The sequence below is a fragment of the Albimonas marina genome (genome assembly GCF_029223255.1).
Lineage (GTDB): Bacteria > Pseudomonadota > Alphaproteobacteria > Rhodobacterales > Rhodobacteraceae > Albimonas.
Window position 1 is genome coordinate 307,416 of the sequence record NZ_JARHUC010000002.1, and the last position, 17,273, is coordinate 324,688.

The following is a 17,273-nucleotide window of genomic DNA, read 5'->3' on the forward strand; positions in this document are numbered from 1 at the left end:
GAGGAAGGCGCATTGAAATGCGCCCTACGGGTCGAGGGCGAAGCCTGCGGGCAGGAGTTCGGCCAGCGTCCAGCTCGCGCGGATGCCCTCGGCGTTGGCAGAGTGGACCACGGTGTCGGGGCGCCCGAACTCCGCCAGCCGCTGGCGGCAGCCGCCGCAGGGGGTGAGCGGGGTCGAGAGCTCGCCCGCCACCACCACCTCGACGATCACCCGATCCTCGGGGCGTTCGGCCGCCATGATCATGTGGCCGATGGCGGTGGTCTCGGCGCACCAGCCCTCGGGGAAGGACTGGTTCTCGATGTTGGCGCCCGAGAAGATCCGCCCCGACTGCGTGCGCAGCGCCACCCCCACCGCGAAGTTCGAGAACGGCGCGTAGGCCTTGGCGCGGGCCGCGAGCGCGGCGCGGAACAGGTCCTCGGGTCCGGTCATCGCGCCCTCATGCGTGGATCGAGGCGGGGGTCAGCCCCTCGACCTCCAGGATCTTCCAGTCGCCCCGGTGCACATGCATCGCGGTGGGCTGGTCGACCAGCTTCCAGTGCTTCGGCCCGAACGTGTCCGTCAGGTGCATCGTCGCGATGGAGAGGACCCCGAAATGGCAGGCCAGCGCCGGCTTCTTCGCGCCCGAGGCGCGGATCGCCTCCAGCGCGGGAACGAGCCGCGCCCAGACCTCGTCCATCGTCTCGGACCATGGCGCGCGGTAATGGCGGTTCTCCATGATCCGGGGCGCGTGGTCCTTCATCGCCTTCATCGCGGTCGGCGAGATCTGCCATTCCTGCAGCCGGCCGTCCACGACGATCTCCAGCCCGGCGGCCTTCGCGAAGGGGGCGATCGTCTCCTGGCTGCGGCGGTAGGGGGAGGCGAAGATCGCGTCGATCCCCTCCCCCGCCAGCCGCGTCGCCAGGCGCTCGGCGTCGGCCGCGCCCTTCGCGGTCAGCGGATCGCACAGGCCCTCGCCCGACTTCTCGCAATGGCGCAGGATCACGAGGTCCATCTCGCGCAGGCCGGGATCGGGGGGAAAGGCCATCACCGCTCCTTCACATAGGGCGTGCCGCCGGCCTTCGGCGGGATCGCCTTGCCGATGAAGCCCGCCAGCAGCACCACGGTCAGGATATAGGGCAGCGCCTGGATCAACTGAACCGGCGCCTCGCCGATCAGCGGCAGGTCCTTGCCCTGCAGGCGGATCGCGGCGGCGTCGAGGAAGCCGAACAGCAGGCAGGTGCCCATCACCTGCATCGGGCGCCACTTGGAGAAGATCAGCGCGGCGAGCGCGATGAAGCCCTTGCCCGCGCTCATGTCCTTCACGAAGCCCGCCGACTGCGCGATGGCGAGGTAGCTGCCCGCGAGCCCGCACAGCGCGCCGGCGCAGACCATCGCGAGATACCGCAGCCCGGCGACCGAGATGCCGGCGGTGTCCACCGCCGCCGGGTTCTCGCCCACCGCGCGCAGGCGAAGGCCGAAGCGGGTGCGGTAGAGCACCCACCACGAGAAGGGCGCGGCCAGGAACGCCACGTAGACCAGCAGGTAGTGGCCCGAGAGCAGCTCGGAATAGATCGGGCCGATCACCGGCACGTCGCGCAGGGTCTCGGCGAAGGGGAAGGTGATCGTCTCGAACCGGCCGTCGCCCATCAGCGGCGGGGTGCGCCCGCCCTGCTGGAACCAGCTCTGCCCCAGCAGCACGGTCAGGCCGGCGGCGAGGAAGTTGATCGCCACGCCCGAGACGATCTGGTTGCCGCGGAAGGTGATGCAGGCCGCCCCGTGGATCAGCGCGAAGCCGATCGAGACGATCATCCCCGCCAGCGCCCCCAGCCAGGCCGAGCCGGTGACCGCCGCCGTCGCCGCCGCCGCGAAGGCCGCCGCCAGCAGCTTGCCCTCGAGCCCGATGTCGAAGACGCCCGAACGCTCGGCGTAGAGCCCGGCGAGCGCGGTCAGCAGAAGCGGCGTCGCCAGCCGCACGGTGGAGTCGAGGATCAGGATGACGTCGAGGAACATCTCAGGCCGCTCCCGCCCCGGCCGCGCCGGGCCGGCGCGCGAAGAAGCGCGCCACCACCGGGCGGAACATGAATTCCAGGGCGCCCGCGAACAGCACCACCAGCCCCTGGATGACCACGATCATGTCGCGGGTGATGGCGGGCATCTCGAAGCTCAGCTCCGCGCCGCCCTGGTAGAGCACCCCGAAGAGCAGCGCCGCCAGCGCCACCCCCACCGGGTGCGCCCGCCCCATCAACGCGACCGCGATGCCCACGAAGCCCGCGCCGCCCGCCAGTTCCAGGAACAGCCGGTTCTGGTCGCCCATCACCGGGTTGAGCGCCATCATCCCCGCGAGCCCGCCCGAGATCATCATGGTGATGACGGTGATCCTGACCGGGTTGATGCCCGCGTAGACGGCCGCGGTAGGGTTGGCGCCGAAGGTGCGGATCTCGTAGCCCAGCTTGGTGCGCCAGATCAGCAGCCACACGCCCACGCACGACAGCAGCGCGAGGAAGAACGACAGGTTCAGCGGCGCGCCCCCGATGTTCTGGCCGAAGAGCTCCATGAACCAGCCGATCTTGGGCAGGCGCCCGGCCTCGGCGAAGGTCCGGCTCTCGGGCGCCATGGTGCCGTCGACCTTCAGGACGTTGACCAGCAGGTAGACCATCAGCGAGGCCGCGAGGAAGTTGAACATGATCGTGGTGATCACGATGTGGCTGCCGCGCTTGGCCTGCAGGTAGGCCGGCACGAAGGCCCACCCCGCCCCGAAGGCCGCCCCCGCGCAGATCGCCAGCGGCGCGATGAGCCACCAGGGCATGACCGTGTCGAAGGCCAGGCACACCAGCGCCACCCCCAGGCCCCCGATATAGGCCTGCCCCTCGCCCCCGATGTTGAACAGCGAGGCGTGGAAGGCGACGGCGACGCAGAGCCCGGTGAAGATGAAGTTGGTGGCGTAGAACAGCGTGAAGGCGATGCCCTCGCCGAAGCCGAAGGCCCCGTAGAGGATATGCTCGACCGCCTCGACCGGGTTCTCCCCGATCAGCATCACCACCCCCCCGGCGACGAGGAAGGCCACGATCAGGTTCAAGATCGGGATCAGGCCGAGATCGACCCAGCGGGGGAGTTGGGCGTTCATTCCACCGCCTCCGTTAGGGAGACTTGGTAGTCTTTCAAGGTCTGCCCTCCTTCCTTCAGACGCCACGCGGTTCTGCCATTCGCGTTGCGCGCATAGATGACCGCAGCCGCTTGGCTGGGGCTCGAGAACGCCACGTCGCGGGTGAAGAGCAGCAGCTTGCCGTTGGTCGCAGGATCGGGAGCGAGGGAGCCGTCTGCGACGAGGGCATCGCGAAGCGTCTCGACGGGGTTGGAAGCATGATCCGCATGAGCGTCAGCGGTCGAGCCTGCGCGAACCACGACTTCGCCGTCCATCAGAACCGCGTCCGCCTCCATTCCCCGCTGAACGGCCCGAAGGCGGAGTTCCAGAGCCGCCGGACTGCCGGCCATTTCGTTGGAAGGACCTGCTGCGTCACGGCTAGTCGCTTCGCTCAGCCGGGTGGTGGCCGAAGGCCTCAACACATCGTATCCAAGTACGGGAAGGATTATCTCCACCTGCGAGAGAAAAAACTCCATGTCGGACACATCGGACTCGGGCAGCACGCCCTGCGTCGGCTCGGTCCGGTTCAAAATCTCGGCCCGGCCTGCTCGCCTGGCCACGTCGGTGATCCTGTTCTCGAGATAGCGAGCATGCGCTTTCGTGAGGTTCTGGTCTTTGCTGGTAAGCAAACAGAACGTCTCGAAAAAGTCCTTATCGTCGTCCTTGTTGTGCTGCGATAGCCGCTTCCCGACATCGTCAGACTCGCCGACATAGACCTCCCTGCGCCCAGATGCGTCGAGAGGATCACCGAACAAAATATAGACCCCCGTCCGCTTCGCCTCCTGACGCTTCAGCACTTCCGGCAACCGTTCGCGGGGCGCACTCAGAGCATGGCCGGACCAGTTCATGATTTCCGCTGTGACGACACCCTTTGAACTCCCATCCACCAGGAACATCCGAACCGTCCGACCGAGGGGCGTCACGCCGCGTCCTCCTGCTCCACGCCGCTCATCAGCAGGCCGATCTCGCGCTCGTCGGCGCCCTCGGAGAGCTCGCCCATCACGCGGCCGTCGAACATCACCAGGATACGGTCCGACAGGGCCCGGATCTCGTCGAGCTCGACCGAGACCAGCAGGATCGCCTTGCCGGCGTCGCGCAGCTCGATCAGGCGGCGGTGGATGGCCTCGATGGCGCCGACGTCGACGCCGCGGGTGGGCTGGCCGACGATCAGGACGGCGGGGTCCTGCTCGATCTCGCGCGCCAGCACGATCTTCTGCTGGTTGCCGCCCGAGAAGTTGGCCGTCTTCAGGTCCGGGTTCGGCGGGCGGACGTCGAAGTCCTTCATGTGCTGCTCGCAGGCCTTGCGGATCGCGCCGCGGTCGAGCAGCAGGCCCGGCGCGTAGCGCTCCTGCCCGTGGTAGCCCAGGATCACGTTCTCCTTGGCCGAGAAGGCGGTGACGAGGCCCATGCGGTGGCGGTCCTCGGGCACGTGGGCGAGGCCCATGCGGCGCAGCTCGGCGGGGTCGGCGACCGTGCGCTCGTGCCCGCAGACCTCGATGGCGCCCGAGGCGAGGGGTCGGATGCCGGCGATGGCCTCCAGCAGCTCCGACTGGCCGTTGCCGGCGACGCCGGCGATGCCCACGATCTCTCCGGCGCGCACGTCGAAGGAGACGCCGCGCAGACGCTCGACGCCCAGGCCGTCGATCACCTGGGCGCGGTCGACCCGCAGGCGCACCTCGCCGGGGTTCGCGGGGCCCTTCTCGACCCGCAGCAGGACGCGGCGGCCGACCATCAGCTCGGCCAGCTCCTCGACCGAGGTCTCGGCGGTGCGGCGGGTGGCGACCATCTGGCCCTGGCGCATCACCGAGCAGCTGTCGGTGATCGCCATGATCTCGCGCAGCTTGTGGGTGATGAGGATGACGGTCTTCCCCTGCGCCTTGAGCTGGGCGAGGATGCGGAACAGCTGGTCCGCCTCGTCGGGGGTCAGCACGCCGGTGGGCTCGTCGAGGATCAAGATCTCGGCCCCGCGGTAGAGGGCCTTGAGGATCTCCACCCGCTGCTGCTGGCCCACGGGCAGGTCGCCCACCACCGCGTCGGGATCGACGCGCAGCTGGTATTCCTTCTCGAGCGCCACCAGCTCGCGCCGCGCCGCGGCCCGGCCGCGGTTGAGGAGCGCGCCCCCCTCGGCCCCGAGCATCACGTTCTCGAGCACCGTGAAGGGCTCGACCAGCATGAAATGCTGGTGGACCATGCCGATGCCCAGCGAGATCGCGGCCTGGCTGTCGGGGATCGAGACCTTGCTGCCGCCCACGAAGATGTCGCCGGAGTCGGCCTGGTAGAAGCCGTAGAGGATCGACATCAGCGTCGACTTGCCGGCGCCGTTCTCGCCGATGATGCCGTGGATCGTGCCCGGCTCGACCTTCAGGGCGATGTCCTTGTTGGCGTGGACCGGGCCGAAGCTCTTGTTCACCCCGACCAGCTCGATCGCCGGCGCCCCCGTGGTCGTCGCGGTCATCCGCGGCCCTCCCTCGCCTCGTCCCGCGGCCCGCCCGTCGGGGCCGCGGCCCTCGCCGCCGCGGTCGTCCCCGCCGCCGTCACTGCACCGGGCACGGCCCGTCCACGGTGCTGTCGTGGACCTTGATCTCGCCGCGCGCGATCAGGTGGGCGGCCTCGTTCGCCGCCTTCTCCATCTCGGGAGAGATGAGGTCGCGGTTGTGTTCGTCCAGCGCCCAGCCGATGCCGCCCTCGGCGATGCCCAGCGAGACGACGCCGGGCTTGAAGCCGTCCGCGCCGGCGCGGAAGGTCTCGTAGACGGCGACGTCGACCTTCTTGAGCATCGTGGTCAGCACGTGGCCCGGATGCAGGCCGTTCTGGTTGGAGTCGGTGCCGATCCCCAGCACGCCCGCGTCGGCCGCCGCCTGCAGCACCCCGATGCCGGTGCCGCCGGCGGCCTGCATGATGACGTCGGCGCCCTGCTCGATCTGGGTGCGGGCGATCTCGGCCCCGCGGGCGGGATCGGACCAGGCGGCGGGCGTGTCGCCGGTGTAGTTGACCAGCACCTCGACCGTGGGGTCGGCGGCCCGCGCGCCCTGGATGTAGCCACAGGCGAACTTGCGGATCAGGGGGATGTCCATGCCCCCCACGAAGCCCAGCTTGTGGGTCCGGGAGGCCATCGCCCCCAGCATCCCCACCAGGAAGCCGCCCTCGTGCTCGCGGTAGACCATCGAGCGGATGTTGCCGCCGGTGACCGCCATGTCGACGATGGCGAAATGGGCGTCGGGAAACTCCGGCGCCACCTTGGCGAGCGCCGCGGCATGGGTGAAGCCGATGGCCACGATCGGGTCCTTGCCGTCGCGCGCGAAGGCGCGCAGCGCCTGCTCGGACTGGGCGGGGCTGTCGATCTGGAACTCGGCGAAGCTCTCGTCGGTCTTCTCGGCCCAGGCGCGGGCGCCGTTCCAGGCGCCCTCGTTGAAGCTTTTGTCGAACTTGCCCCCGGTGGAATAGATCAGCGCCGGCTCCGCCTGCGCGTCGGCCCCGCTGAGGGCGAAGAAGGCGACGAGGCCCGCGGCGACGAGACCGGCGAGCACCGCGTCGCGCTGCGCACGGGGCGGCGGCGGAGAGGGGGGCCGCGTCACGGCCCCGATCAGAACCGGCGCGACAGGCGCGAAGACGCGGCCGACGCGGGGGCGTCTCGATCCAGCGTTCATGGCATTGATCCGAAGCTGCGAGGTCGTCCTGGGGGGCGACCGGCGGGGCTGCGCCCGCCGGTCGAGGTCGTGTCGCCGATCAGTACGGGCAGGCGCTGTCGGACATGTAGTCGTGCACCTTCACGTCGCCGGCGATGATCTTGGCCTTGGCGGCCTCGACGGCGTTCAGCATCTCGGTCGAGACGAGCGAGGCGTTGTTGTCGTCCATCGCCACGCCCACGCCGTCCTCGGCCAGGCCGAAGACCTCGAAGCCCGAGGTCCACTCGCCGTTCTTGACGTCCATGAAGGTGTCGTAGACGGCGACGTCGACGCGCTTGAGCATCGAGGTCAGGACCGAGCCCGGCACCAGGCCGTTCTGGTTGCTGTCCACGCCGATGGCGAGCTTGCCCTCGTCGGCGGCGGCCTGGATCACGCCGATGCCGGTGCCGCCGGCGGCGTGGTAGACCACGTCCGCGCCCTCGGCGAACTGCGACTTGGCGAGCTCGGTGCCGCGGGCGGGGTCGTTCCAGGCGGCCGGGGTGGTGCCGGTCATGTTGGCGAGCACCTGGGTGTCGCCGACCGAGGCGACGCCGCCCTTGTAGCCGCATTCGAACTTGCGGATCAGGGGGATGTCCATGCCGCCGATGAAGCCGACCTTGCCGGTTTTGGAGGCCATCGCCGCCATGATGCCCACGAGGTAGGAGCCCTCCTCCTCCTTGAACACGATCGAGCGGACGTTGGGCTGGTCGACGACCATGTCCACGATCGCGAAGTGGCTGTCGGGGAACTCCGGCGCCACCTTCTCGAGCGCGGCGGCGAAGGAGAAGCCGATCGCCACGATCGGATCCGCGCCGCGCTGGGCGAAGCGGCGCAGGGCCTGCTCGCGCTGGGCGTCGTTCTGGATCTCGAACTCCTGGTACTCGATCCCGGTGTCGGTCTTGAACTTCTCGGCGCCCGTGTAGGCGGCCTCGTTGAAGGATTTGTCGAACTTGCCGCCGTGGTCGTAGATGACCGCGGGCTTCAGCTCGGCCTGCGCGGCCACGACGCCGAGCGCAAGCGCGGAGGCCGCGGCGAGAAGGGTGCGGATCATTCCTGGTTTTTCCTTTGCCTCGCGGGCCGCGGACGGCCCTCCTGTCGGTGTGCGCGGGTCCCGCCTGCTCCGCCCCCCCGGGCGCGCCTGCCGCCGAACGTGGACCGGACCTCGCTGCGACGCACACGGTCGCGCGGATTCGAAACGCTTGCAAGAGCGGACGCGGTGTCGTCCGCGCCGGGAAAACGTTGCGCCGGACAGGTTCGCGCACATTCCGGCCGCGGATGCCGGACCGCCGGCGCGACGCGGAGCAGGTGACGCCACGGCCGGCCCGCGTCTAGGATCGCCCCGGCCGGCGCGCCCCGCGCCGTCGAGAGGGAGACCGCCGATGACCCCCAGCCCCGCCCGACGCCAGTTCAGCAGACCCGGGGCGGCGCGCCTCGCGGCCGCCCTGCCCCTCGCGCTCGCGCCGCTTCTCGCGGGGCCGGCGAGCGCCCAGGACGCCTATCCCCCGCTGGAGCCGCTGCTGAGCACGGAGGTCGACGTGCTGGGCGCCCCCATCGCCTGGCCCGAGGGCAAGGCGCAGACCACGGCGGCGATCGTGACGATGAAGCCGGGCGAGGCCACGGGCCTGCATCGCCACGAGGCCCCGATGTTCGCCTGGGTGATGCAGGGGGAGATCACCGTCTCCTACCAGGACGCGGCGAAGACCGTGCGCACCTACCGCGCGGGCGAAGCGATCGTCGAGGCGCATGAGGTCCCCCACCGGGGCGTGAACTCCGGCGAGGTCCCGGTGCGCATCCTGGTGGTGTTCTCGGGGGCCGAGGGGCTGGCGAACACCGTCTCCCTGCCCGACTGAGCGCGACCCCTGGCGCGGGCGCCGCGGGAACCCGCGCGCCCGGGGCCGGCCCGCCGCCCGCGGCGCGGCCCGGCGTCGGCGCAGGCCGCGGGCGCCCCCCCGGCGCCGGGCGCCCCCGCGCCGGGCGCCCCCACGTCACGCTCGCCTTTCGCGGGAAACGTTTCCGTGCGGGTCAGCGCCGGTGTATCCTGCGCGCCGAACCAGGAAGGGCCGGCCACGAAGCCGGCCCCCGCAGGCGCCAGGGAGGAAGCCATGCTCAAGATCGCCGACGACGCGCTCGCCGCCGCGGAGGAGGAGGCGCGCACGACGCCGCTCGAGGATTTCGACGTCTCGCGCTCGTCGCTGTTCTCGGCCGACGTCCACCGCCCGTTCTTCGCGCGCCTGCGCCGCGAGGCCCCGGTGCACCTGTGCCGGCAGAGCGAGTTCGGCCCCTACTGGTCGATCTCGTCCTACGAGCAGATCATGAAGGTCGACACCGACCACCGCCGCTTCTCCTCGCTGGGCGGCATCTCGCTGGGCGACCGCAACGCCGAGTTCAACCCGCGCAGCTTCATCTCCGAGGACGCGCCCGTGCATCCCAAGTGGCGCAAGCCCGCGATGCCGGCCGTGGGCCCCGACCGGCTGGGCGAGCTGGAGGCGCTGATGCGCGGCCGCATCGCCTCGGTGCTGGACGAACTGCCGGTGGGCGAGGAGTTCAACTGGGTCGAGAAGGTCTCGATCGAGATCACCACCCAGATGCTCGCCACCCTCTTCGACTTCCCGTGGGAGGAGCGCCACCTGCTGCCGTTCTGGTCGGACGTGGTGACCTCGAACCCCGGCATGGGCAACAACACGCTCGACGAGATGGAGCGGCGCAAGATCCTGCTCGAGTGCCTCGCGGCCTTCCAGGGCCTGTGGGCGGCGCGCAAGGACGGCCCGCCGGCGATGGACTTCATCTCCTTGATGTCCCAGCACCCGGACACGAAGGACCTCGCCGACGATCCGTTCACCCTGCTGGGCAACCTGATGCTGCTGATCGTGGGCGGCAACGACACCACCCGCAACTCGATCTCCGGCGGGGTGCTGGCGCTGAACCGCTACCCCGACCAGTACGCGAAGCTGACCGCGGACCCCTCGCTGATCCCCAACATGGTCTCCGAGATCATCCGCTGGCAGACGCCGCTCGCCTACATGCGCCGCACCGCGCTCGAGGACGTGGAGCTGGGCGGCCAGACCATCCGCGAGGGCGACAAGGTCGTGATGTGGTACGTCTCGGGCAACCGCGACGAGGCGAAGTTCGAGGACGCGGACGAGTTCGACATCACCCGCAGGAACGCGCGCAACCACGTCTCCTTCGGCTACGGCGTGCACCGCTGCATGGGCAACCGGGTGGCCGAGATGCAGCTGCGCCTGGTGTGGGAGGAGATCCTCAAGCGCTTCTCCCGCGTCGAGGTGGTGGGCGAGCCCGTGCGCGTGACCTCCAACTTCGTGCTCGGCTACGAGGAACTGCCGGTGGTCCTCCACCGCTGACCCCGAACGGGAGGGCGTCGCCCGCGCGCCCCGCCCTCCCCCCTCCTGCCGCGCCGCCTGCCCCAGGCGCCCGGCGCGACGCCCGCAGGCCCGCGCAAAGCGCCTGTTCTTCGGAGCCGTCCGTCGCTGATGCCGATCAGAGCGAGTCGGCGGGAGGGGTCAGGGATCGCGAAGCGACCCCGCGCTTGCGCGGGCTTGTCCTTGACCCCTCCCGCCGACTCGCTCAGGCATCTTCAGCGATGGACGGATCCGAAGGACAGGCGCGGCCCTGTTCTTTGGTGAGCTCCCGAAGCGGCCTTCCGGGCGCGAACGCGCCCCCGCGCAGCGGCCAGCCGACGAGCCCCGCCTCGGAGGCCCCCGCCCGCCCCGGGCGCGCCACCCGCCTCTTGCCCCGCCGCCCCCCCGGCCCTACACATCCGCGCGAAAATGCGCAGGCCCGAGGTCCGCGCAACGCCGCCCTGGCGAGACGCCGCGACACGACACGGAGTGCTGCACGCATGATTTCCGGCAACCAGATCCGGTCCGACTTCCTGGGCTTCTTCGGGAGCCGCGACCACCAGGTCGTGCCCTCCTCGCCCATCGTGCCGCGCAACGATCCCACGCTGATGTTCACCAACTCGGGCATGGTCCAGTTCAAGGACGTGTTCACCGGGCTGGAGACGCGCCCCTATTCCCGCGCCACCACCTCGCAGAAGTCGGTGCGCGCGGGCGGCAAGCACAACGACCTCGACAACGTCGGCTACACCGCCCGCCACCACACCTTCTTCGAGATGCTCGGCAACTTCTCCTTCGGCGACTACTTCAAGGACGTCGCCATCGAGCAGGCCTGGACCGTCTCGACCCAGGTCTTCGGCCTGCCGAAGGAGAAGATCCTCGTCACCGTCCACGCGACCGACGACGAGGCCGCGGAGCTGTGGAAGAAGATCGCGGGCCTGCCCGACGAGCGCATCATCCGCATCAACTCCGACGACAACTGGTGGCGGATGGGCGACACCGGCCCCAACGGCCCGTGCTCGGAGCTCTTCTACGACCACGGCCCCGAGGTCTGGGGCGGCCCTCCGGGCTCCCCTGAAGAAGACGGCGACCGGTTCATCGAGTTCTGGAACCTCGTCTTCATGCAGTTCGAGACGCATGCCGACGGGTCCTCGACGCCGCTGCCCAAGCCCTCGATCGACACCGGCATGGGGCTCGAGCGGGTCACGACCATCCTGCAGGGCAAGCACAACAACTACGACACCGACCTGTTCACGCCGATCATCCAGGCCTCGGCCGACCTGACCGGCCAGGCGGCGGACGGGCCGATGGTGACCTCGCACCGGGTGATCGCCGACCACCTGCGCTGCGCGAGCTTCCTGATCGCCGAGGGCGTGCTGCCCACCAACGAGGGCCGCGGCTACGTCCTGCGCCGCATCATGCGCCGCGGCATGCGCCACGCCCACATGCTGGGCGCGCAGGACCCGCTGATGCACCGGCTGGCCCCCGCCCTGATCGACCTGATGGGCGGCCACTACACCGAGCTGCGCGAGGCCGAGGGCCTGATCAAGGAGACGCTGCGGGCGGAGGAAGAGCGCTTCAAGGCCACCCTCGACCGCGGCCTGAAGCTGCTCGACGCCGAGATAGAGGGTCTGGCCGAGGGCGAGAAGCTGCCCGGCGACACCGCCTTCAAGCTCTACGACACCTACGGCTTCCCGCTGGACCTCACCGCCGACATCCTGCGCGGCCGCGACCGCGAGGTCGACCAGGACGGCTACGACATGGCCATGGCCGAGCAGAAGGCCAAGGCCCGCGCCGCCTGGTCGGGCACCGGCGACGCCGGCAACCTGAAGGTCTGGTACGACATCCGCGACCGCGCGGGCGCGACCGAGTTCCTCGGCTACGCCGACACCCGCGCCGGCGCCACGCTGGTGGCCCTGGTGAAGGACGGCCAGGAGGTCGAGGCCGTCTCGGGGACCGAGCCCTTCGAGGCCGTCTTCAACCAGACCCCGTTCTACGCCGAACAGGGCGGCCAGCAGGGCGACCGTGGCGAGGCGATCACCGCCAAGGGCGTGAAGATCGAGATCACCGACACCCAGAAGCGGGCCGACGGGGTCTACGTCCACGTCTGCCGCATCGTCTCCGACGACGCCCATGTGGTGAGCGCGGGCGAAAGCGCGACCCTGCAGGTCGGCCGCGACCGGCGCGAGGCGCTCTGCGCCCACCACTCCGCCACCCACCTGCTGCACGAGGCGCTGCGCCGCCGTCTGGGCGACCACATCTCCCAGAAGGGCTCGCTGGTGGCGCCCGACCGTCTGCGCTTCGACATCTCCCACGGCGGGCCGATCTCGGCCGAGGAGATGGCCGACATCGAGCGCGAGGTGAACGCCCGCATCCGAGCCTGCAGCGCGGTCGAGACCCGCGTGATGCCCATCGACGAGGCCCGCCAGTCCGGGGCCCGCGCCCTCTTCGGCGAGAAATACGGCGACGAGGTCCGCGTGGTCTCGATGGGCGGCACCGACGCCGGCGAGAACCACCCCTGGTCGATCGAGCTCTGCGGCGGCACCCATGTGAAGAACACCGGCCAGATCGGCTTCTTCAAGGTGCTGCGCGAGGAAGGCGCCGCCGCCGGCGTGCGCCGGATCGAGGCCGTGGCCCACGAGGCCGCCGAGGCCTTCGTCGCCCGCCAGTCGGCCATCGTCGCCGAGGCCGGCGCCGCCCTGCACGCCACCCCCGACGAGATCGCCGGCCGCATCGAGGCGCTGACCGCCGAGCGTCGCGCGCTGGAGCGCGAGCTCGCCGAGACCAAGAAGAAGCTCGCCACCGGCGGCGGGGCCGCGGCGGTCGAGATGATCGGCGACGTCGCCCTGACGCTGCGCGAGGTCGAGGGGCTGAACCCCAAGGAAATGAAGTCCGCGGTGGACGAGCTCCTCGCCCAGGCCCCCGGCGTCGCGGCGCTGGCGGCGAAGGCGGACGGCAAGGGCTCGATCGTGATCGGCGTCTCGCGCGCCTTCACCGACCGCATCGACGCGGTGACCCTGGTGCGCGCCGCGGCCCCCTGCGTGGGCGCCAAGGGCGGCGGCGGCCGGCCCGAGATGGCCCAGACCGGCGGCCCCGACGGCGAGGGCGTGCCCGCCGCGCTGAAGGCCGTGGAAGAGGCGGTGCGCGCCGCGCTCGCCTGACGCAAGGCCGTCTCGCACGGCTGACGAGACTCCCTGAAGCGCCCCGCCGTTGCAGAATGGCGGGGCGTTCATCTTTTTGAATACTTCCTGAACAAATCCGCTGGACGCCGGGGCGCCGCGTGCGCAACGTCGCGGCGATTGACGCCGCATTTTCCAGGAGAGTCGCCGCATGACCGATATCGTCAGCGAGGGTCCGTTCACCGACGACAACATCGCGCCGGGCGTCCAGACGCTCGGGCGCATCGACACCGAGACCGACGCCGACTGGTATCGCTTCGTCGGCAAGCTCGACGTCGACTACACGCTGTACGTCGCGCAATGGACATTGGACGGCGATGCGCTCCCCAGCGCCACGATCGTCATCTACGGCCTGGGAGAGACCGGCGCGGAGCCCCTTGCGACGGGCGCCGTGAACCAGGGCATCAGCTTCTCCCCGGAGAGCGCCGGCGAATTCTACGTCGCGGTCGAGGGCGACGGCGCCGTCGGCGACTTCCGCGTGCTCCTGCTTTCGACGGAGAAGACCTACAAGGGCACGGCCGGCGACGACGCCATGTATGGATCCGACGCGGACGACGTGATGAAGGCGGGCGCCGGCGACGATGAGATCTACAGCAACCCCGGCGACGACAAGATCCTCGGCGGCGCCGGCGACGACACGATGCTGGGGGGCCTCGGCGACGACCTGCTGATCGGCGGCGGCGGCGATGACACCATCCACTTCCGCCCGGGCGACGGCCATGACCGCATCAAGGGCTTCGGCGGCGGCGACCAGGTGAACCTCGCCGCCTTCGATTTCTCGAAGAAGCAGTTCAAGAAGCTCCTCAACAAGATCGACGACCACGGCAAGCACGCGGAGCTTGAGCTGGGCGACGACTCGCTGACCTTCCTCAAGCGCGACGCGGACGACCTGCACCTGTCCGACTTCATCCTCTGATCCGTCGCCGTGCGATCCGACCGTGCGCCCGGTTGGCAACCGGGCGCGCGCATGCTCATCTCCCCTCCCGCAGGCACGGCCGCAGGAGACAGGACGATGACCGACGATTTCTTCCCCCCCGACATCATGGAGCTGGCGGCCGAGGTGCTCGACGCGGCCAAGGCCAAGGGCGTGATGATCGTCACCGCCGAAAGCTGCACCGGCGGGCTGATCTTCGGGGCGCTGACGGCGGTGGCGGGCTCGTCCTCGGTCGCCGAGCGCGCTTTCGTCACCTACTCCAACCACGCCAAGATGGAGGTCCTGGGGGTGCCGAAGGCCGTGCTGAAGGAGCATGGCGCGGTCTCCGACGCGACCGCGGCGGCGATGGCCTCGGGCGCGCTGGAGCGGGCGCGCGCCCAGCTCGCGGTGGCGGTGACGGGGGTGGCGGGGCCCGGCGCCTCGGGGCCCAAGCCCGAGGGGATGGTCAGCTTCGCGGTCGCCGACGCCTCCGGCGCGCGGCCCCACACGATGCAGTTCGGCGCGCTCGGCCGCGGCGCGGTGCGCGCGGCGACCGTGCGCCATGCGCTGGCGATGCTGAAGGAGGCGCTCGGCTGAGGCCCGCGCCGCCCGCCCCGCGGCGCCCCGCCGGGCCTGCGCCGCGGGCGGGCGGCCTGCGAGGGGCGGGCGCGGGGCGCGGCGCCCCCGGGTCGTCGGAAGATCAGCCCTGCGGGCCGTAGAGCGCGGCGGCCCGCTGCTCGAAGGCGCGCACGATGCGCTGCATGGCCTCGTTGAAGACCACGCCGATCAGCTTCTGCAGCACCATCGACTTGAACTCGAAGTCCACGAAGAAATCGACCTCGCAGCTCCCTTCGTCCACCGGGGTGAACTTCCAGTGGTTGTTGAGGTAGCGGAACGGGCCGTCCAGGTAGGCGACGTCGATCCGCTTCTCGTCCGGGAACAGGTCGACCCGGCTGCCGAAGCGCTCCCGGAACACCTTGAACGAGATCACCAGGTCCGCCTCGATCTGCTCCGCCCCGTCGCCGCCCTCGGGCAGCGGCTCGCGCTTGCGGATGCGGCAGGCGGAGCACCAGGGCAGGAACTCGGGATAGGCGCGCACGTCCGCGATCAGCGCGTACATCTGGTCGGCGCTGTAGGGCATCACGCGTTTTTCGGCATGCGTCGGCATGGACCGCAGTCCTAGTTGCCGCCGCGGTCCGAGAGAGGGGGGCGGATCGTCGCGGCGGGCCGGCGCGCGCCGCCCCTGCCCCTGCGCGAGGATTTGCGCCCGGCCCCCGCCCCGCGTAGCGTGCGCCCCGCGCGAGCGAGGAGCGAGACATGACCCAGAGCCAGACCGGCGCCGAGGCGACCGGCCAGCGGACCCAGGCCGGCCCCGACGGCAAGCCCTACGTGATCGACCAGCTGATCTCGGCCAAGGCGATCGCCGCCCGGGTCGAGGCGATGGCCGACGAGATCGAGGCCCATTTCGCGGGCACCGAGAAGCTGATCGTCGTGGGCCTGCTGCGCGGCTCCTTCGTGTTCATCGCCGACCTCGCGCGCGAGCTGGACCTGCCGCTGGAGGTCGACTTCATCGAGGCGTCCTCCTACGGCAACGCCATGTCGTCCTCGCGCGAGGTGCGCATCCTCAAGGACCTGCGCGGCGAGATCGAGGGGCGCGACGTGCTGGTGGTCGAGGACATCGTCGACACCGGCTTCACGCTCCACCACGTCCTGCACATGCTGCGGGCGCGCAAGCCGCGACGGCTGGAGGTCTGCGCCCTGCTCGACAAGCCCTCGCGGCGCGAGGCGGACGTGAAGGCGCGCTTCGTGGGCTTCACCATCCCCGACGAGTTCGTGGTGGGCTACGGCATCGACTACGCCCAGCGGAACCGCAACCTGAGCTTCATCGGCAAGGTCCGCTTCGTCTGAGGGCCTCTCCGCGACGGGGGCGCTTCAGATCGGCATCCCGGTGCGCCGGCACAGGCGCACCGCAGGCCCCGCGAGCGCGAGGGAAAGCGCGACCGTCGCCAGGAACTCCCCCGTCGGGGAGAGGTCCGCGAACAGGCGCAGCTGCAGCAGGATGCCCGCGTGGATCAGGTAGACGGCCGTCGCGTAGTCCGCGAGCCAGGCCGTCGGCGTGGTGCGCGGGGAGCGCAGGACCAGCGCGGTCAGCGCGACCGAGACCGCCGGCAGCCCCAGCAGCAGGTCGAGCGGGCGGTCCGGCGGGATTGGGGTCAGGAGGGCCTCCGCCAGCACCGCGGCGAAGCCGAGCGCCAGCACGGCCCCCAGCGCCGGCCCGCCCGCGCGGCGCGGCAGGTCGACCTCCGCCAGGATCCAGCCCGCGGCCATGAACGGCAGGCCCGCGAACAGCGCGTTGCGGTAGATCCAGAGCTGCGCCTCGTGGGTCGTCTCGACCCCGAAGACGAGGAAGGTCCCCCCCGGCAGCTCCGGCGCCGTGATCACCGCGTATTGCAGCGCCCAGCCCGCCAGCAGCAGCGCCGCCGCCAGCAGGCCCAGCGCGCGCGGCGACAGGCGGCGGCTCAGGAGCAGCAGCGCGACGCCGGCCTGCGCCGCCGCCGCGAGATACCACAGGTGCCACCAGCCCAGCGCAAGCCGGGCGAGCCCGGTGGCCAGGCCCCCGGCGTCGGGGGCCAGGTCGAAGATCCACCAGGTCGCGTAAAGCACGCTCCACGCCGCGTAGATCGCGCCCAGGCGGCGCAGCCAGCGCCGGCCGCCGTCGGGGCGCGCCGCGGCCGCGTGCAGGAACACGCCGCTGAGCACGAAGAAGGTGGGCACCGCGATTCGGGTCACGCCCTCGCGGAACAGGTGCGCGCCCGCCGGCCAGATCTCGGTCAGCGGATAGGCGTGGATCCCGATCACGAGGAGGGCGAGGACCACCCGCAGCCGGTCGACGTCCAGGTTCCGCTCGGCCGCCACGCGCGCCCTCCCCCCGGCGCCTGCCGCGACTCGCCCGCGGGCGGGACGCCGCGCGCCGCTTTCGGCCCGCCCCCTCGGCGCGCCTCGTCCCCGCCTGCATCGCCCGCCGCCGCAGGCGCGTCAACC

16 protein-coding genes are annotated in these 17,273 nt (G+C 70.8%); 6 read left to right on the forward strand and 10 right to left on the reverse strand.

Translation table 11 applies throughout. The features are described 5' to 3' along the window. Positions 1-24 precede the first annotated feature (24 nt). The 8 genes from cdd to P2H44_RS05215 all read right to left on the reverse strand — a co-directional run bounded on the left by cdd (position 25) and on the right by P2H44_RS05215 (position 7,837). Positions 25-429, reverse strand: coding sequence for a cytidine deaminase (cdd, locus tag P2H44_RS05180; protein WP_275762382.1), 405 nt, complete (start codon positions 427-429; stop codon positions 25-27). A 7-nt stretch (positions 430-436) separates the two neighbouring features. Then, the gene (locus P2H44_RS05185; protein WP_275762383.1) at positions 437-1,024 is read right to left on the reverse strand and encodes a histidine phosphatase family protein; all 588 of its coding nucleotides are present in this window, start codon (positions 1,022-1,024) and stop codon (positions 437-439) included. Further along, positions 1,024-1,989 carry an ABC transporter permease gene (locus P2H44_RS05190; RefSeq protein ID WP_275762384.1) on the reverse strand — a complete coding sequence of 322 codons (966 nt, stop codon included), beginning with the start codon at positions 1,987-1,989 and terminating at the stop codon, positions 1,024-1,026. Before P2H44_RS05190 ends, P2H44_RS05185 begins: the two co-directional genes overlap by 1 nt. A gap of 1 nt (position 1,990) precedes the next feature. Beyond that, the gene (locus P2H44_RS05195) at positions 1,991-3,103 is read right to left on the reverse strand and encodes an ABC transporter permease (protein ID WP_275762385.1); all 1,113 of its coding nucleotides are present in this window, start codon (positions 3,101-3,103) and stop codon (positions 1,991-1,993) included. Continuing rightward, positions 3,100-4,017 carry a GIY-YIG nuclease family protein gene (locus P2H44_RS05200; RefSeq protein ID WP_275762386.1) on the reverse strand — a complete coding sequence of 306 codons (918 nt, stop codon included), beginning with the start codon at positions 4,015-4,017 and terminating at the stop codon, positions 3,100-3,102. Before P2H44_RS05200 ends, P2H44_RS05195 begins: the two co-directional genes overlap by 4 nt. A gap of 23 nt (positions 4,018-4,040) precedes the next feature. Next, a complete protein-coding gene (locus tag P2H44_RS05205; RefSeq protein ID WP_275762387.1) occupies positions 4,041-5,576 on the reverse strand; it encodes an ABC transporter ATP-binding protein in 1,536 nt (511 codons plus the stop codon). Between the two features lie 79 nt (positions 5,577-5,655). Beyond that, complete coding sequence (locus P2H44_RS05210; RefSeq protein WP_275762884.1) at positions 5,656-6,648, reverse strand: BMP family lipoprotein; 993 nt, start codon at positions 6,646-6,648, stop codon at positions 5,656-5,658. A gap of 199 nt (positions 6,649-6,847) precedes the next feature. Then, complete coding sequence (locus P2H44_RS05215) at positions 6,848-7,837, reverse strand: BMP family lipoprotein (RefSeq protein ID WP_275762388.1); 990 nt, start codon at positions 7,835-7,837, stop codon at positions 6,848-6,850. 328 nt (positions 7,838-8,165) lie between these two features. On the opposite strand from P2H44_RS05215, the gene P2H44_RS05220 reads away from it, so the two are divergent. The 5 genes from P2H44_RS05220 to P2H44_RS05240 all read left to right on the forward strand — a co-directional run bounded on the left by P2H44_RS05220 (position 8,166) and on the right by P2H44_RS05240 (position 14,828). Then, the gene (locus P2H44_RS05220) at positions 8,166-8,636 is read left to right on the forward strand and encodes a cupin domain-containing protein (protein ID WP_275762389.1); all 471 of its coding nucleotides are present in this window, start codon (positions 8,166-8,168) and stop codon (positions 8,634-8,636) included. Between the two features lie 252 nt (positions 8,637-8,888). Continuing rightward, complete coding sequence (locus P2H44_RS05225; RefSeq protein ID WP_275762390.1) at positions 8,889-10,145, forward strand: cytochrome P450; 1,257 nt, start codon at positions 8,889-8,891, stop codon at positions 10,143-10,145. A gap of 497 nt (positions 10,146-10,642) precedes the next feature. Continuing rightward, a complete protein-coding gene (gene alaS / locus P2H44_RS05230) occupies positions 10,643-13,300 on the forward strand; it encodes an alanine--tRNA ligase (RefSeq protein ID WP_275762391.1) in 2,658 nt (885 codons plus the stop codon). 169 nt (positions 13,301-13,469) lie between these two features. Then, the gene (locus tag P2H44_RS05235) at positions 13,470-14,234 is read left to right on the forward strand and encodes a calcium-binding protein (protein ID WP_275762392.1); all 765 of its coding nucleotides are present in this window, start codon (positions 13,470-13,472) and stop codon (positions 14,232-14,234) included. A gap of 96 nt (positions 14,235-14,330) precedes the next feature. Continuing rightward, positions 14,331-14,828: a CinA family protein gene (locus P2H44_RS05240; RefSeq protein WP_275762393.1), complete on the forward strand. Its 498-nt coding sequence runs from the start codon at positions 14,331-14,333 to the stop codon at positions 14,826-14,828. A 103-nt stretch (positions 14,829-14,931) separates the two neighbouring features. On the opposite strand, the gene P2H44_RS05245 is transcribed toward P2H44_RS05240, so the two are convergent. Continuing rightward, entirely contained in the window at positions 14,932-15,399 is a 468-nt protein-coding gene (locus P2H44_RS05245) for a type II toxin-antitoxin system RatA family toxin (RefSeq protein ID WP_275762394.1), read from the reverse strand. A 149-nt stretch (positions 15,400-15,548) separates the two neighbouring features. On the opposite strand from P2H44_RS05245, the gene hpt reads away from it, so the two are divergent. Beyond that, on the forward strand, positions 15,549-16,139 hold the full coding sequence (hpt, locus tag P2H44_RS05250) for a hypoxanthine phosphoribosyltransferase (protein ID WP_275762395.1): 591 nt from the start codon (positions 15,549-15,551) through the stop codon (positions 16,137-16,139). A gap of 24 nt (positions 16,140-16,163) precedes the next feature. On the opposite strand, the gene P2H44_RS05255 is transcribed toward hpt, so the two are convergent. Then, on the reverse strand, positions 16,164-17,147 hold the full coding sequence (locus P2H44_RS05255; RefSeq protein WP_275762396.1) for an acyltransferase family protein: 984 nt from the start codon (positions 17,145-17,147) through the stop codon (positions 16,164-16,166). Between the last annotated feature and the right edge of the window lie 126 nt (positions 17,148-17,273).

Bases quoted from the DNA above. Each gene is read 5' to 3' on its own strand.
- cdd (WP_275762382.1), bottom strand. From the start codon at position 429: ATGACCGGACCCGAGGACCTGTTCCGCGCCGCGCTCGCGGCCCGCGCC.
- P2H44_RS05185 (WP_275762383.1), bottom strand. From the start codon at position 1,024: ATGGCCTTTCCCCCCGATCCCGGCCTGCGCGAGATGGACCTCGTGATC.
- P2H44_RS05190 (WP_275762384.1), bottom strand. From the start codon at position 1,989: ATGTTCCTCGACGTCATCCTGATCCTCGACTCCACCGTGCGGCTGGCG.
- P2H44_RS05195 (WP_275762385.1), bottom strand. From the start codon at position 3,103: ATGAACGCCCAACTCCCCCGCTGGGTCGATCTCGGCCTGATCCCGATC.
- P2H44_RS05200 (WP_275762386.1), bottom strand. From the start codon at position 4,017: ATGTTCCTGGTGGATGGGAGTTCAAAGGGTGTCGTCACAGCGGAAATC.
- P2H44_RS05205 (WP_275762387.1), bottom strand. From the start codon at position 5,576: ATGACCGCGACGACCACGGGGGCGCCGGCGATCGAGCTGGTCGGGGTG.
- P2H44_RS05215 (WP_275762388.1), bottom strand. From the start codon at position 7,837: ATGATCCGCACCCTTCTCGCCGCGGCCTCCGCGCTTGCGCTCGGCGTC.
- P2H44_RS05220 (WP_275762389.1), top strand. From the start codon at position 8,166: ATGACCCCCAGCCCCGCCCGACGCCAGTTCAGCAGACCCGGGGCGGCG.
- P2H44_RS05225 (WP_275762390.1), top strand. From the start codon at position 8,889: ATGCTCAAGATCGCCGACGACGCGCTCGCCGCCGCGGAGGAGGAGGCG.
- alaS (WP_275762391.1), top strand. From the start codon at position 10,643: ATGATTTCCGGCAACCAGATCCGGTCCGACTTCCTGGGCTTCTTCGGG.
- P2H44_RS05235 (WP_275762392.1), top strand. From the start codon at position 13,470: ATGACCGATATCGTCAGCGAGGGTCCGTTCACCGACGACAACATCGCG.
- P2H44_RS05240 (WP_275762393.1), top strand. From the start codon at position 14,331: ATGACCGACGATTTCTTCCCCCCCGACATCATGGAGCTGGCGGCCGAG.
- P2H44_RS05245 (WP_275762394.1), bottom strand. From the start codon at position 15,399: ATGCCGACGCATGCCGAAAAACGCGTGATGCCCTACAGCGCCGACCAG.
- hpt (WP_275762395.1), top strand. From the start codon at position 15,549: ATGACCCAGAGCCAGACCGGCGCCGAGGCGACCGGCCAGCGGACCCAG.